Source organism: Allobosea sp. FW305-C-101 (assembly GCF_058783685.1).
Genome location: NZ_JBYSYT010000003.1, coordinates 80,186 through 94,713, shown reverse-complemented (window position 1 = coordinate 94,713; position 14,528 = coordinate 80,186). Strand labels below are relative to the sequence as shown.

The 14,528-nt window shown below is 66.6% G+C and carries 11 protein-coding genes and 1 tRNA gene; 9 read left to right on the top strand and 3 right to left on the bottom strand.

What is annotated here, in order from left to right; translation table 11 throughout:
* The first annotated feature begins 696 nt into the window (after positions 1-696).
* Together AC3WMA_RS15060 and AC3WMA_RS15055 are read left to right on the top strand one after the other, a co-directional pair.
* Positions 697-3,441, top strand: coding sequence for an Rne/Rng family ribonuclease (locus AC3WMA_RS15060; RefSeq protein ID WP_492286190.1), 2,745 nt, complete (start codon positions 697-699; stop codon positions 3,439-3,441).
* A gap of 22 nt (positions 3,442-3,463) precedes the next feature.
* Entirely contained in the window at positions 3,464-4,000 is a 537-nt protein-coding gene (locus AC3WMA_RS15055; RefSeq protein ID WP_492286189.1) for a hypothetical protein, read from the top strand.
* A gap of 48 nt (positions 4,001-4,048) precedes the next feature.
* Here AC3WMA_RS15055 and AC3WMA_RS15050 read toward each other — a convergent pair whose 3' ends face one another.
* Both AC3WMA_RS15050 and AC3WMA_RS15045 read right to left on the bottom strand, forming a co-directional pair.
* The gene (locus AC3WMA_RS15050) at positions 4,049-6,301 is read right to left on the bottom strand and encodes a mechanosensitive ion channel family protein (RefSeq protein WP_492286188.1); all 2,253 of its coding nucleotides are present in this window, start codon (positions 6,299-6,301) and stop codon (positions 4,049-4,051) included.
* 143 nt (positions 6,302-6,444) lie between these two features.
* On the bottom strand, positions 6,445-7,635 hold the full coding sequence (locus AC3WMA_RS15045; RefSeq protein ID WP_492286187.1) for a pyridoxal phosphate-dependent aminotransferase: 1,191 nt from the start codon (positions 7,633-7,635) through the stop codon (positions 6,445-6,447).
* A 187-nt stretch (positions 7,636-7,822) separates the two neighbouring features.
* Here AC3WMA_RS15045 and AC3WMA_RS15040 point away from each other — a divergent pair, with 187 nt between their 5' ends.
* The 4 genes from AC3WMA_RS15040 to accC all read left to right on the top strand — a co-directional run bounded on the left by AC3WMA_RS15040 (position 7,823) and on the right by accC (position 11,144).
* On the top strand, positions 7,823-8,629 hold the full coding sequence (locus tag AC3WMA_RS15040; protein WP_492286186.1) for a DsbA family protein: 807 nt from the start codon (positions 7,823-7,825) through the stop codon (positions 8,627-8,629).
* A 121-nt stretch (positions 8,630-8,750) separates the two neighbouring features.
* On the top strand, positions 8,751-9,206 hold the full coding sequence (gene aroQ / locus AC3WMA_RS15035; RefSeq protein ID WP_492286185.1) for a type II 3-dehydroquinate dehydratase: 456 nt from the start codon (positions 8,751-8,753) through the stop codon (positions 9,204-9,206).
* A gap of 73 nt (positions 9,207-9,279) precedes the next feature.
* A complete protein-coding gene (accB, locus tag AC3WMA_RS15030; RefSeq protein ID WP_492286184.1) occupies positions 9,280-9,741 on the top strand; it encodes an acetyl-CoA carboxylase biotin carboxyl carrier protein in 462 nt (153 codons plus the stop codon).
* Positions 9,742-9,782: 41 nt separating this feature from the next.
* Positions 9,783-11,144: an acetyl-CoA carboxylase biotin carboxylase subunit gene (accC, locus tag AC3WMA_RS15025; RefSeq protein WP_492286183.1), complete on the top strand. Its 1,362-nt coding sequence runs from the start codon at positions 9,783-9,785 to the stop codon at positions 11,142-11,144.
* Between the two features lie 86 nt (positions 11,145-11,230).
* Here accC and AC3WMA_RS15020 read toward each other — a convergent pair whose 3' ends face one another.
* On the bottom strand, positions 11,231-12,343 hold the full coding sequence (locus tag AC3WMA_RS15020) for a M20 family metallopeptidase (protein ID WP_492286182.1): 1,113 nt from the start codon (positions 12,341-12,343) through the stop codon (positions 11,231-11,233).
* A gap of 242 nt (positions 12,344-12,585) precedes the next feature.
* Here AC3WMA_RS15020 and AC3WMA_RS15015 point away from each other — a divergent pair.
* The 3 genes from AC3WMA_RS15015 (at position 12,586) to AC3WMA_RS15005 (ending at position 14,511) form a co-directional block, all read left to right on the top strand.
* Positions 12,586-12,659, top strand: a tRNA-Gln gene (locus AC3WMA_RS15015).
* 94 nt (positions 12,660-12,753) lie between these two features.
* The gene (locus AC3WMA_RS15010) at positions 12,754-12,879 is read left to right on the top strand and encodes a DUF6538 domain-containing protein (protein WP_492286181.1); all 126 of its coding nucleotides are present in this window, start codon (positions 12,754-12,756) and stop codon (positions 12,877-12,879) included.
* Positions 12,880-14,511, top strand: coding sequence for a site-specific integrase (locus AC3WMA_RS15005; RefSeq protein WP_492286180.1), 1,632 nt, complete (start codon positions 12,880-12,882; stop codon positions 14,509-14,511). It abuts the gene before it with no gap.
* Positions 14,512-14,528 lie beyond the last annotated feature (17 nt).

Here is a 14,528-nt window from a genome sequence, read left to right as displayed (position 1 = left end):
CCCGGAAACGCCGCAGCGCATCACGACGGCTCCAATCGGCACGGCGGATGCACGAGAACAGTTGAAGAATCCCGGTATTTATTACGAGGGTTTAACCATAACGGGGCTGAAATCCTAACAGCCCGTTACCATCTCTTCCCGAGACCGTGAACCGCCCTGCCGGAGGCGGGGGGAGATGCGTCCGTCATGTGACTTGCAAATCACCATCACCTGTCTGTAATGGAACAGGTTGCTTGTCAGCCTGCCTGAGAGACACATCCGGATCGTGCGATCCGTCGGCGTCCGAAGCAGACTGGGCTGCCGCTCCTCACCGGAGTGGCGGCAACAAGACGACCGCAACGGATCGTCCGCAGACGGTTGGCATCGGGATTGCGTGTTTTCTGCGCCCTGCCCTGTCTTGCGAGCGTGCAAACGCGATGCGCCTGGCTGCCTGGCCGGAGCATCGCAGGTCAGGACAGATGACGGGGCATAAGACGCCGCTAGCACCATCGGTGAACCGTCCGAACCTGCGGAACCGCGCCGGGCTATGCGCCCGAGTGGCTGTTCCGAGCCGCCTTCCTGTCTCGACCGCTTCCTCCTCCCTCCTGCAACATGCCGGCTCACTCCGGCCTTTTCGCGGCGCCCCTGCCCGCGGCAGCGGATTCGCATCCGTAGCCGCGCGGCCCCGGTCGGCGGCCGCGCCAATGGAAATTTCTTATGGCCAACAAGATGCTTATCGATGCCACCCACCCGGAGGAGACCCGGGTCGTGGTGGTCCGCGGATCCCGCGTCGAAGAGTTTGATTTCGAATCCGCCAGCCGAAAGCCGCTCCGCGGCAATATCTACCTTGCCAAGGTGACCCGTGTGGAGCCCTCGCTCCAGGCGGCCTTCGTCGAGTATGGCGGCAACCGCCACGGCTTCCTCGCCTTCTCCGAGATCCATCCCGACTATTACCAGATCCCGGTTGCCGACCGGCAGGCGCTGCTCGAGGACGAGGCCCGCGCCGAGCGTGACGAAGAGCGCGACGAGGAGCGCCGAGAGAAGCGCGGCCGCCGCGATCGTGGCCGCCGCGGCGATCGCGACAACCGCGCCAAGAAGGCTGCCGCCGACGAGACCGTTTCGGCCGAGGTCGAGCAGAACGGCGAGGAGCGTGTCGAGACCGACGGCAAGGAAGCCGCGATGGTCAACGAGGGTGGCCCCGCCTTCGGTGAGTTCTTTGCGCCTGACGTCGCCGAATCGACCACCGAGGACTCCGCCCCGAACGCGGCTCCGCTGACCTTCGAGACCGTCGAGGCGAGCGTCTCGGTCGAGGAGACCGTTATCTCGGCTGAAGCGCCGGAGAGCGCCGAGAGCGAAGCTCGCAAGCCGTCCGAGGACGATGGCGATGACGAGAACGGCGACGAGGAGGCCGAGGAGGCTCCCGAGCAGCTCGGTGGCGGCGACGCCCTCGACGACATGCCGGAGCGCCGCCAGCGCAGCCATCGCCGCCAGTACAAGATCCAGGAGGTGATCAAGCGCCGCCAGATCATCCTGGTCCAGGTCGTCAAGGAAGAGCGCGGCAACAAGGGCGCGGCGCTCACCACCTATCTCTCGCTCGCCGGCCGCTATTCGGTGCTGATGCCGAACACCGGCAAGGGCGGCGGCATCTCGCGCAAGATCACCAATGCCGAGGACCGCAAGCGCCTCAAGGAAATCGCGACCGAGCTCGAGGTTCCCGAGGGGATGGGCCTGATCCTGCGCACGGCCGGTGCCTCGCGCACCAAGGTCGAGATCCGGCGCGACTACGAATATCTCATGCGCATGTGGGAAAGCGTGCGCGAGCTGACGCTCGCCTCGGTCGCGCCTGCGCTGGTCTATGAGGAGGGCAACCTCGTCAAGCGCTCGATCCGCGACCTCTACAACAAGGATATCGACGAGGTTCACGTCGCCGGCGAGAGCGCCTATCGCGAGGCCAAGGACTTCATGCGCATGCTCATGCCGAGCCATGCCAAGAGCGTGAAGCCCTATCGCGAGCAGACCCCGCTCTTCGCGAGCTTCGGCGTCGAGAGCCAGCTCGACGCGATGTTCTCGAACACGGTGACGCTGAAGTCCGGCGGCTATCTCGTCATCAACCAGACGGAAGCGCTGGTCGCGATCGACATCAACTCGGGCCGCTCGACCCGCGAACACAATATCGAGGACACCGCCCTCAAGACCAATCTCGAAGCGGCGGAGGAGATTTCCCGCCAGCTGCGCCTGCGTGACCTTGCCGGCCTCATCGTGATCGATTTCATCGACATGGAGGAGAACCGGAACAACCGCGCCGTCGAGAAGAAGCTGAAGGAGTGCCTGAAGGACGACCGCGCCCGCATCCAGGTCGGCCGCATCTCGGCCTTCGGCCTCTTGGAGATGTCGCGCCAGCGCATCCGCACCGGCGTGCTCGAATCGTCCTCGGTGCCCTGCCCGCACTGCGCCGGCGCCGGCATGATCCGCTCGACCCCGTCGGTCGCGCTGCAGATCCTGCGTGCGCTGGAAGAGACACTGATCAAGAGCGCCTCGCATAACCTCACCGTCCGCACCCGGCCGGAGGTCGCGCTCTACGTCCTCAACCAGAAGCGCGCGCATCTCGCCGATCTCGAGGCCCGCTTCGCCATCGCGATCACGATCTCGACCGACGCCAACCTGCTGGGCACGCGCTATTTCGAGGTCGAACGCGGCGAGTTCGTCGGCAATGAGGGCCGGGTCATCCCGACCAGCTTCAAGGCCGAGGCGATCGCTTCCGACGTTGACGACGAGGCGCTCGACGCCGCCGCGGAAGCGGCCGCCCTCGACGCCGAGACCGGCGGCAATGAGACGACCGCCGAAGAGGCACAAGGCCAGTCCGAGCGTGGCGAGGGCGAAAACGGCCGTCGCCGTCGTCGGCGTCGCCGCCGTCGGCGTGGTGGCGAGCGTGACGAGCAGGGCCAGCAGCTCGATGGCGCGCAGGGCGATGACGACGCCGAGGGCGACGAGGGCGAGGACGACGGCGATGAGGCCGTGACTCCGGCCGCTGCCGAGCCGGTCACTGAGGCTGTGGCCGAAATCGCTCCGGAGCTGGCAGCCGAGGAGCCTGCGGCCAAGCCGAAGCGCAGCCGCGCCCGCAAGCCGAAGGCCGAGGCCGCCAAGGAGACCGACGCCAAGGCCGAGATCGTCGCGACTGAGGCTGCTCCCGCCGAGGCCGAGAAGCCCAAGCGCAGCCGCTCGCGCAAGAAGGTCGTGCCGATCACCGAGGGCGGCGAGGCCGTCGCGGAAGCCGCTCCGGCTCCTGTCGAGGCGAAGGTCGAGGCTCCGGCTGCCGCAGCCCCGGCCGAGCCGGCTCCTGCGCCCGAGCCCACCCCGGTCAAGGCCCCGGCGGAGGAGCCTGTCGCGGTCGTGCTGACCGAGCCGGATCCGAACCGGCCCAAGCGCGGCGGCTGGTGGAACAGGCTCGCCGGCCGCTCCTGATCGCGCCATCCCAGCCCGATGAATGAAGAAGCCCGCTGCACCCCGCAGCGGGCTTTCTCTTTTCGCGGGCCGGCAAACCGGTCAGGATCACTGTCCGGAGAGCGTTCACCCAAGGCAGGAGCCGATGCCGCCGCCACGCAATCGCGAGCGCATGGTCATGATCGCGCTGGTCGCTATCAGCCTGCTCGGCCTCGCCTATCTCGCCTGGGATGCAATCGGTTGGTTCGGCGTGGGCATGCTCGGGCTGCTTGTCCTGTTCGTCGCGCTCAGGGTCGAGCTTGAGGGCGACCGTCCCGTCGGCACGCAAACGACGCCCACGCTCTACGCCAATCATTTCCACGCCGAGCGCGCGCAGAATCCCGCCGAACGTGCCGGCAGGCGTGCGGAGGTCGCATCCTTCACCGCCTCGGCGCGCCTGTTCGCCTATGCCGGCGCCCTGCTCGCCGTCATCGGCTTTGGATTGCTGTTTTTCGGGCCGGTGCGCTCCGACCCCACGGGGTTGTTGAATCTGCTGGGTAGCTTGATCTGGGACACCTTCCGTAAGGGCAAGCCATGGTGAGGCAGGCCAGACCGGATTGATCCGACGCCTTGCGGAGATCGTTTCGCCTCAGCCCGGAGTCGGCGCCAGCGGGGTCGGCGGCGGCACGGTCGATATCGCGGCGGCGGCATGGCTGTGCTGCGAGCCGCCCTCGCCGCCGCGCACCGTGACGGCGTTCGAGGCGAAGGGGACATGCGCGTCGTTCAGCGCCCTGTAGACGCGCTTCAGCGATTCGCGTTGCAGCATCGAGGACTGGTTCGGCTTGGCCGTGAACTTCAGCCGGATGACGATGGCGCTATCGGTGATGTCGGCGACGCCCTGCATCTTGAGTGGAGCGATGAAATGCGGCCCGTATTCGGGGTCCTCCATCAGCGCGATGCCGGTCTTCTTGATCGCCTTGCGCGCCTGCTCGATATCGGCGGCATGGTCGAGGCGGACGTTGAACTTGATGGTCGCCCAGTCACGGCTGGCATTGGTCAATGACTGGACCTGGCCGAAGGGCACGGTGTGGATCTGGCCGCTCTGGTGGCGCAATTGCATCGAGCGCAGCGAGATCTTCTCGACCGTGCCCTTGAGCCGGCCGGTATCGACATATTCGCCGACCCGGAAAGCGTCCTCCAGCATGAAGAACACGCCGGAGACGATATCGCGCACCAATGCTTGCGAGCCGAAGGAGAGAGCGAGACCGAGGATGCCGAAACCGGCAAGCAGCGGCCCGATATCGACGCCCAACCGCGACAGAACGATGAGGATGGTGAGGCCGAGCACGGTGCCCAGGACGACGCCGCGCAGCACCGGCAGCACCGTCGCCAGCCGGCTCGGTACACCTTCCTCGTGCGCAACGTCCTCGTCGCCAGGGCCGACGACGTGCCGCCGCGGCGTATAGGCTTCGAAGAAGGCATGCAGGAAGACGAGCGCCACCCAGCCGACGAAGGCGAAGATCGCGACACCGGCCGTCTGGCGCATCACGGCGGCGAACTGCGCCGAACTCACGCCGAGCAGCAATCCGGCCCAGAGGCGCGACAGGACGAAGAAGCCGGCCGCCCATAGCAAGCCGACAGCCGCCGCACGCAAGGCGGCGCTGCCGGCGCGCCGCATCGGGGTCGAACCATGTTCCTCCTCGTGCCGCATGGCATGGCAGCGCAGCAGGCTGGCAATGCCGACGGCGAGGATCGGAATCAGGACGATCGCCACCTGCGTCAGCGCAGCGGCCTCGGCCCAGCGCCCGCCATTCGACATCATCGCGGCGGCACTGCTGACCATCCATAACAGGACCGTCGTGCCGATGTAGAACCAGGCCGTTCCGGTCGCGAGCAGCCGCCGGATCGGGCCGGGTTCGGAGGAGCCTGACAGGACCAGCGCCTCCAGATCGTGCCGTCCGTCATGGAACCACCAGACCTTGAACAGCGTGATGAGGATTCCGGTGAGCGCGATCAGCCCCGTCACCGGCCGTGGGCCGGCGCTGACATGATGGGCGAGCAGGATGCTGGTCACGATCAACGGCGCAAGTAGCCCGTAGGCGACCAGCCTGCGGAAATGCACCTCCGCACGCGGCAGCGGCATGATCCGCCGGTCCGGCGCGTTTGGTGAGACGAGGAAGCGCCCCACGGCAATGTAGAGCGCGCCGATCGCCGCGCCATTGGCGCCCGTCGTCAGGGCGATATGGGCGAGATCGTGCTCCGGCAGCCAGGCGTTACGCGCGACCCTCGCGACGGCCAGGGCCAGCAGGACCGTCGCGACATCCTGGAGCAGTCCCCAGGACGAGGCGATGAGACGCGGCGTGAATTCCGGCCCCGCAGGCTGCATCTTGCGCGCGAACCAACGGGCGGAGGCGAGCCGGAAGGCGAAAGCGGCGACGAGCGCCAGGCCGATGATCCCCAGGATACGCCAGCCGGCGGACGCCCCTTCGCGGCCATTGAGGTTGCGCAGCCAGGCACGCCCCCAGTTGTCCGGCAGTTCGCTGATCGCGGGGATCGAGGTGCCGCCATACTCGACACCGTCGACGAAGCGGTCGACGAGCGCGTTGACCTCGGCCTGGAAGCCGTCCTCGTCCGCCATGGACGGAGCTGGGGCGGGTTGAGCGGCGGCGGGCTTGGCCTTGCCGGCAGGCTCCGCTGGCGCTGCAGCGACGGGCGCGGCCGGCGCACCACCGACCCTGATCTCGACCTGCCGTCCCGGTGTTGACAGGGCATCGACCATCTTGCGGATCGTCTCGGGCGTCTCGTCGCCGCGCAGGTTCAGAACGATCGGCGCCTGAGTTTCGGCACGCGCCGATCCCGCCAAGCCGAAGGCGTAGAGGAGAGCGGTTGAAACGAATGCCAAGATCAGGAATGTGGAAAGCGGCGCCGCAACGCGCCTTCCGCAAGCCCCGCCTGCTGTAACGACGTCCATGGCCTGCTTCCCCCTTGCTGGCGCAGAATGCGGAGCTTCCATGGTTTCTGGCAAGTGCGGCGCGGCCCGATACCTCAGCGCTTCTTCATCCAGGCGCCGATCCGCGTCACCGCCTCCTCGCATTCGCCGAGCGAGCCGGCGAAGGAGAGCCTGATCGTGCGCGCTCCCCGCGCCTCGTCGAAGTCGAGGCCGGGCGTGATCGCGACGCCGGCCTCCTCGAGCACGCTGCGGCAGAAAGCCATGGAATCGTTCGAGTACCGGCCGATGTCGAGATAGATGTAGAAGGCGCCGTCCACGGGCAGGAAATCGCCGAGCCCGATCTCCGGCAGGGCCTTGAGCAGAAAGGCGCGGTTTTCGGCATAGCCCGCCTTGATCGCCTCGCATTCCGCCGTCGCGTCGAAGGCCGCCTCGCCCGCCACCTGGCTGAGATAGGGCACGGAGATCGAGAAATTCTGCTGCAACCGCTCGATCGTGCGCACTAGCCGTTGCGGCACCACGAGCCAGCCGACGCGCCAGCCGGTCATGCAATAGTACTTGGAGAAGGAGTTGACGATGATCGCGTCGGGATCGGCGGCGAGCGCCGTCGTCGCCGGGGTCTCGTAGGTCAGGCCGTGATAGATCTCGTCGGAGATGTACCAGAGCCCGAGCCTGCGGCAGCAGGCAGCGACATCGGCAATGGCCTCCGGCGTCATCACCACGCCGGTCGGGTTGGCCGGGCTCATGGTCAGCACGCCGGCGAGCGGCTTCTCGCGATGGGCGCGCTCGATCAGGTCGGGCGTCAGCGCGAAACGGGTTTCGGGGCCGACCTCGATCGCCACTGGCTCCAGTCCGAGCGCGATCAAGATGTTGCGATAGGCCGGATAGCCCGGCGCCGTGATCGCGATCCGCGAACCCGGCTGGAAACAGGCGAGGAAGGCGAGGATGAAGCCGCCCGACGAGCCCGTGGTCACGACCACGCGCTCGGCCGCCACCTGGACGCCATAAGCATCCTGATAATGGCGGGCGATGCGATCCCTCAGCGAATCCGTGCCGAGCGCCTGCGTATATCCGATCCGGCCGTGCTCCAGCGCGCGGGCTGCGGCTGCGCGGATCGAGGCCGGCGTCGGCGCCGAGGGTTGGCCGACCTCCATATGCACGACCGAGCCGCCGCGGCGTTCGATGGCCGCCGCCTGGTTCATCACGTCCATGACGATGAAGGGCGCGACGCGCTCGGCTCGCTCGGCCAGAGCGGGCAAGGCGGCGGGCGCAATCAGGGGCTTCTGCATCGGCTTGTCCGGTTTCGCGAAGAGGCCTGCCCGCGTAGCCGAGCCTGTAACGGCCTGCAACCATCGGCCGCATCCGGTGGCAGAGCTGTGATTTGACCTCCGCACTCCGAACACCCACAAGCTCGCGGCTGGAAGCGCTGCTTCGGTCGCGGTTTACCCGCCCGGCGGTTTTGAAAAGGATGACGAGATGGCTTTCCCGACCCTCACCAGCCTGGCGCGTGCCTGCCTGCGGCCTGCCGCCGTCGCGCTGAGCCTCTGGCTCGCGGCCTCCGCCGCGCCGGCCATGGCGCAGGGCCAGCCGTTCTCGCCCGAGCAGCGCAAGGCGGTGACCGATCTGATCCGCGAGACGATCCTGAAGAACCCCGAGATCATCCAGGACGCCCTGATCGAGCTGGAGCGCCGCAACACCGTCGCTCAGGCCGATGCCCAGCGCAACGCGGTCGCGGCCGAGAAGGCCCGCATCACCGATCCGGCGACCTCGGTCATCATCGGCAACCCCGATGGCGACATCACCCTCGTCGAGTTCATGGATTACAATTGCGGCTACTGCAAAAGGGCGATGGAGGACGTGACCGCGCTCTCCAAGGCCGATCCGAAGCTGCGCGTCGTGCTCAAGGACTTCCCGATCCTCGGGCCTGATTCGGTCGAGGCCAGCCGCGTCGCCATCGCCGCCAAGAACCAGCTCCAGGGCCCGAAATATTTCGAGTTCCACAACAAGCTGATGGCCGTGAAGGGCAAGATCAACGCCGCCAAGGCGCTCGAGATCGCCAAGGAAGCCGGCGCCGATGTCGCGCAGCTGAAGAAGGACATGGAGGCGCCCGCCACCAAGGCCGCGATCGAGGACACCGTCGCGCTCGGCGACCGTCTCGGTCTCACCGGCACGCCCGCCTTCATCATCGGCGACGAAATCGTCTTCGGCGCGGTCGGCCAGGCCGCCCTCAAGGCAAAGATCGATTCGGTGCGCCGCTGCGGCAAGACCGACTGCGCCGGCTGAACGGCCGCCGCCAACTCACCTCGATGGGCCGGCAGGGTGCTTCAGGCTTCCCCTGCCGGCCTTCAACGTTTATGAGGGCGGCTCCTGCCGCCTGCGCGCGGTGCCGGAATCAACGCCTTCGATGGTCGCCGTCCACGTCCTGAACGGACCCAATCTCAACCTGCTCGGAACCCGCGAGCCCGGAACCTATGGCGCGGTCACGCTGGCCGGCGTCGAGGAGCGCCTGTGCCGCAAGGCTGAAGCCGCGGGCGTCGATCTCACCTTCCGCCAGACCAATTTCGAAGGCGAGCTCGTCACCTTCATCCAGCAGGCGGGCTTGGCCGGCGCCGGCGTCATCATCAACGCGGGCGCCTATACCCATACCTCGGTGGCTTTGCGCGACGCGATCAAGGGCGTCGATGCGCTGGCGATCGAGGTCCATATCTCCAACGTGCATGCGCGCGAGGAATTCCGGCACCATTCCTATATGGCGCCGGTCTGCGTGGGCGTGATCTGCGGCTTCGGCGTCGCGAGCTACGACCTGGCTTTCGACGCGATCGTGCCGCTGCTGGAAAAGCGGGCGGCGAAGGCCGCCTGAACCTGTTTGAACGGGAGCGCGGCTGAGATCGTCGCCTCCATCCGAATATCCGAAGAAGACGGTGATACCCGCCATGGCGACCAAGAGCCCGATCGACCCCGAACTTGTCCGCGAGCTCGCAGAGCTCCTGAACCAGACCGATCTCACCGAGATCGAGGTCGAGAAGGGCGATCTGCGCGTCCGCGTCGCCCGCAACATCTCGACGACCGTGCAGGTTCCCGCCGCCGCCCCGATGATGGCGATGCCGGCTCCGGTTGCCGCGGTTGCCGCTCCGGTCGAGGCCAAGCCGACCGCCGCCCATCCCGGCGCCGTGCCCTCCCCGATGGTCGGCACCGCCTATCGCCGCCCCTCGCCCGATGCCAAGCCCTTCGTCGAGATCGGCAGCGTCGTGAAGCAGGGTGAGCGCATCCTGCTCGTCGAGGCGATGAAGACCTTCAACGACATCGTCGCGCCCCGCGCCGGCAAGGTCACGGCCATCATGGTCGAGGACGGCCAGCCGGTTGAGTACGGCGAGCCGCTGCTGGTGATCGAGTGAGCGTGGCGCCGCGCGCCGCCGGGTCCGATTTGGGTTTCAAGATGTTCGACAAGATCCTGATCGCCAATCGTGGAGAGATCGCGCTGCGCGTGCTGCGCGCCGCGAAGGAGCTCGGCATCGCGACCGTCGCGGTGCATTCCACGGCCGACGCCAACGCCATGCATGTGCGCCTCGCCGATGAGAGCGTCTGCATCGGCCCGCCGCCGGCCCGCGAAAGCTATCTCAACATCCCCGCCCTGATCGCGGCTTGCGAGATCACAGGCGCCGATGCGGTCCATCCCGGCTACGGCTTCCTCTCCGAGAACGCCCGCTTCGCCGACATCCTGGACCGGCACAACATCACCTTCATCGGCCCCAAGGCCGAGCATATCCGCAGCATGGGCGACAAGATCGAGGCCAAGCGCACTGCCAAGCGCCTCGGCATCCCGTGCGTGCCCGGCTCTGAGGGCGGCGTCGCCGACGAGGCCGAGGCGCTGCGCATCATCCGCGAGATCGGCCTGCCCGTGATCATCAAGGCCGCCTCCGGCGGCGGCGGCAAAGGCATGAAGGTGGTTCGCAACGAGGACGAGATCGCGGTCCTGCTCGCCACATCCCGCAGCGAGGCCAAGGCCAATTTCGGCGATGACGCAGTCTATATCGAGAAGTACCTCGAGAAGCCGCGCCATATCGAGATCCAGGTGCTCGGCGACGGCCGCGGCAATGCCATCCATCTCGGCGAGCGCGACTGCTCGCTGCAGCGTCGCCACCAGAAGGTCTGGGAGGAAGGCCCCTCGCCCGCCCTCAACGCCGGCGAGCGCGACCGGATCGGCGAAATCTGCGCCAAGGCGATGCGCGAGCTGCAATATCGCGGCGCCGGCACGATCGAGTTCCTCTACGAGGATGGCGAGTTCTACTTCATCGAGATGAACACCCGCATCCAGGTCGAGCATCCCGTGACCGAGATGATCACCGGGATCGATCTGGTCAACGAGCAGATCCGCATCGCCGCGGGCGCGCCGCTCTCGCTCAAGCAGTCCGAAATCGTCATCGAGGGCCATGCCATCGAGTGCCGGGTCAATGCCGAGCATCACGCGACCTTCCGCCCCTCGCCCGGCAAGATCGCCTCGTTCCATACACCGGGCGGCCTCGGCGTTCGCGTCGATTCCGCAGCCTATCAGGGCTACACGATCCCGCCGCATTACGACTCGCTCGTCGGCAAGCTGATCGTCCATGGCCGCAACCGCGACGAATGCCTGATGCGCCTGCGCCGCTCGCTCGACGAGTTCGTCGTCGACGGCGTCGACACGACGCTGCCGCTGTTCCGCACGCTGGTGCGCAACCCGGACATTCTCAACGGCGACTATAACATCCACTGGCTCGAGAAATTCCTCGCCGCCGGCGGCATGGGCGAGCCGGAAGCCTGAGGCTTCGGCAGCTCCCGAAACGAAAAAGCCCCTCGCATCGCGAGGGGCTTTTTTCTGGCCTGCTGTTCGAAGCGAGCAGGTCAGCCTTAGATCGTCTCCAGCAGCCCCTTCATCAGTGCCTGACGCGGCGCGATCGAGGAGATCAGCCCGTATTCCTGCAGGGTATGCGCGCCGTCGCCATCGATACCGAGCCCGTCTAGGGTGGGCACGCCGAGCGCGGCCGTAAAATTGCCGTCCGATCCGCCGCCGGTCATCGGGCAATCCTGCAGGTCGAAGCCGACATCGGCCGCGACCTTGCGCGCCAGCTCGAACAAGGCGGCGACCTCCGCCGACTTCTCATAGGGCGGCCGGTTCATGCCGCCGGTGATGCGCAAGGCGACATCGGGATCATGCGGCTTCAGGCTGAGGATGCGGTTCTCCATCATCGTGCCATCGGCGAGCGTGGTAACGCGGCAATCGACGCTGAACCAGGCATGCTGCGGGATGACATTCGCCGCCGTGCCGCCACCGACCAGCGCGACGCTCGTGGTGATGCCGCGCGCATAGTCGGTCATGCTCTCGATCGCGAGAATCTGGTGCGCCGCCTCGCGGATGGCGCTGCGCCCATCGGCATGCTTCGAGCCGGCATGGGCCGGGCGGCCTTCCAGCCTGACATCGAAGCGGCCGACGCCCTTGCGGGCCGTGACGATCTTGCCGCCCTGCCGCGCCGGCTCGGTGACGAGCACGGCCTTCGATCCCTTGCCGATCTCCTCGATCAGTGCGCGGCTCGTCGGCGAGCCGATCTCCTCGTCGGGTGTGAACAGGAAGACCATCGGCCGCTTGGCCGAGCCTGCGGCCGCGACCTGCTTGAAGGCCTGCAGGGCAAGCCAGGCGCCGCCCTTCATGTCGTAGACGCCGGGGCCGTAAAGCCGGTCGCCCTCGATCCTGACAGGCAGCTCCTTGGAACTGGTGCCGACCGGATGCACGGTGTCGAGATGCGACATCACGGCGACGCCCGGCTGGCCGTTGTCGAGCCCGGCGCGCAGCATGACCATGTCGCCGAGCCCGTCGCGGCCGGGAATGCGCTCGACCGCGATCGGCAGCCCCGCGACCTCCTTCTGGACGAGGTCCATCATGCCATTGAGCCCGGCGGCATGGCTGGTGGGACTTTCGAGCGCAACCCAGACGGAGAGCGCGGCGGCGGCTTCTTGCTGATTCATGGCGCGATGTTCTCCGAAGAAGGCGGTGCCGTGCAAGGGAACCTGCATGTGCTCTGCGCAGAGCCGCCGCGCAACCGTCATTCAAGGCACGGACAAGCGGGCACGGACGGCGTCGGAAGCGAAGGATGACAACGTTTCTGTGAAGCGTTTCGCAGCGGCGGTGAATTCTGCTCTTGCCAAGCCGGATCGCATTGATTAGACCCCGGCTCACCAACGCGGCGCGGCACCAAGCGCCCTGTCGTTGGGGGATCGTCTAACGGTAGGACCCCAGACTCTGACTCTGGTTGTCTAGGTTCGAATCCTAGTCCCCCAGCCACTTTTCCCGAAGTAGCTGATTTTAAAGCGGTTCTTCTGCCCTCTCCGGGCCGGCAAAGCGATTTGCCCACTCGGTTGCTACAAAGGGCACCGCTTTGGCGCGTCATCTCCGCAATGTCGTCCAGCGCAATCGGATCTTCCATTTCCGCCGTGTGATCCCGCTTGAGCTGCGCTCGCGTTTCCGGCGCCGAGAGATCACCTGCTCGCTGAGAACCTCCTAATTGCACCTCGCCGGGATCAGGGCGCGGGAGTTATATCTGGCGGCAGAATCGCTCTTCGATGAAAGCCGCCGCGATCCCATGCTCTCGGACGACCAGCTCGCGGCCATCGTGCAGGACTTCTACGGCTACGTCCTCAACCAGGAGAACAAGCTGCGGCTCCGGCTCGGGCGCATCCCGGAAGAGGTCAGGGTCAAGCGCGCCGAGCACTTCCGGGGCGTTGCCCAACAAGCGCGGGCCGATCTCGGGGCCAATAAGTTTGGAAGCGTCGCCTTCATCAGCGAGGCCATCCTGCGCAAACATAAGCTCGCCGGCCAGCTCGACGAGACGGGGCGGAACCAGCTCTCGCAGGCCCTGATGCGTGGCGGCATCGAGCTCGCCGAGGCCGTCCGCGCGCGCTACGAGGGCGACTTCACCTTCGAGCCGCGCGACAAGCTCCTTGCTCGCAAGGTCGAGACCCTGTTCGCGCAGCCTGCCGCCGCCCAGCCTCAAGCACCTCCGCAACAGTGCCCAACCGCGCCTCCCGAGCCACCGAAAGACGCGGCGCAGGCGAAAGGCGGGGCGCTGTTCGCCGAGACAGCGGAGCGTTTCGTTGCCAAGCAGAAGCAACTGCGGCGCTGGGAAAAGCAGACGGCCGCGCAGAACGAGAAAAGCTACGAGCTCTTCGAGGCCATTTGCGGCAATAAGCCATTGCGCTCCTACACCCGCAGAGACGCCGCAGCCTTCAAGGACGTACTCGAGCGGCTACCGGCTGACTACGGCAAGGCCTCGCGATACGCGGGCAAGACGCCTGACGAGATCCTGGCCTTGGACACCGAGAGCGGCAGCAAGGGCGCGCGCCTCTCGATCAAGACCGTCAAGCGCCACCTCTCTGCATTGTCGGCGCTTTGGGACGAGTCGATTCCGCTCGGCGATGCCGCCGACAAGATCTTCTCTGGCTTCAAGTTCCCGCTGCAGCAGCGCGCGCAGGACCAGCGGCCGATGTGGACGCGCGCCGATCTAGCGCGGCTGTTCAAAACGCCGCTCTGGGCAGGCTGTAAGTCGGAAGGCCGGCGCAGCACGCCCGGTACCCAGATCATCCGAGACGAAAAGTTCTGGCTGCCGCTCATCGCCATTTTCTCCGGTGCGCGCCAGGAAGAGATCTGCCAACTCCATGCCGAGGACATCCGCGAGGAGGAAGGTGTCTGGGTGTTCGACATCAACGCCCGGGAGCCCCGAAAGCTGAAAAACCGCTCAGCCGTCCGGTTGGTGCCAATCCATGACGAGCTGATCCGTCTCGGCTTCCTGCGCTACGTCGATGAACAGCGGAATGCCGGCAATGCTCGCATCTTCCCAGGCCTACATGGCGGCGGGGCGGATGGTCGCCTCGGCCACGGGTTCTCGAAGTGGTTCACGCGCTATCGCAGCGACGTCGAGCTCTACGAAAAAGGGAAGGACTTTCACGCCTTCCGCCACAGCGCCACGACCTTCCTCCATCAGGGCGGTGTTTCCGATTCTATCGTCGACCGCCTCACCGGCCACACCACGCCTGGCGAAACGGCGCGCTACACGAAGAGCACGAACATAGCCCAGCTCAAGACCGCCATTGAAGCGATCGACGTGGGCGTGGATTTTTCGAGCCTCTATCGGGACTGAACGGGGGCCTGCGCAAA

Bases quoted from the DNA above. Each gene is read 5' to 3' on its own strand.
- AC3WMA_RS15060 (WP_492286190.1), top strand. From the start codon at position 697: ATGGCCAACAAGATGCTTATCGATGCCACCCACCCGGAGGAGACCCGG.
- AC3WMA_RS15055 (WP_492286189.1), top strand. From the start codon at position 3,464: ATGAAGAAGCCCGCTGCACCCCGCAGCGGGCTTTCTCTTTTCGCGGGC.
- AC3WMA_RS15045 (WP_492286187.1), bottom strand. From the start codon at position 7,635: ATGCAGAAGCCCCTGATTGCGCCCGCCGCCTTGCCCGCTCTGGCCGAG.
- AC3WMA_RS15040 (WP_492286186.1), top strand. From the start codon at position 7,823: ATGGCTTTCCCGACCCTCACCAGCCTGGCGCGTGCCTGCCTGCGGCCT.
- aroQ (WP_492286185.1), top strand. From the start codon at position 8,751: ATGGTCGCCGTCCACGTCCTGAACGGACCCAATCTCAACCTGCTCGGA.
- accB (WP_492286184.1), top strand. From the start codon at position 9,280: ATGGCGACCAAGAGCCCGATCGACCCCGAACTTGTCCGCGAGCTCGCA.
- accC (WP_492286183.1), top strand. From the start codon at position 9,783: ATGTTCGACAAGATCCTGATCGCCAATCGTGGAGAGATCGCGCTGCGC.
- AC3WMA_RS15020 (WP_492286182.1), bottom strand. From the start codon at position 12,343: ATGAATCAGCAAGAAGCCGCCGCCGCGCTCTCCGTCTGGGTTGCGCTC.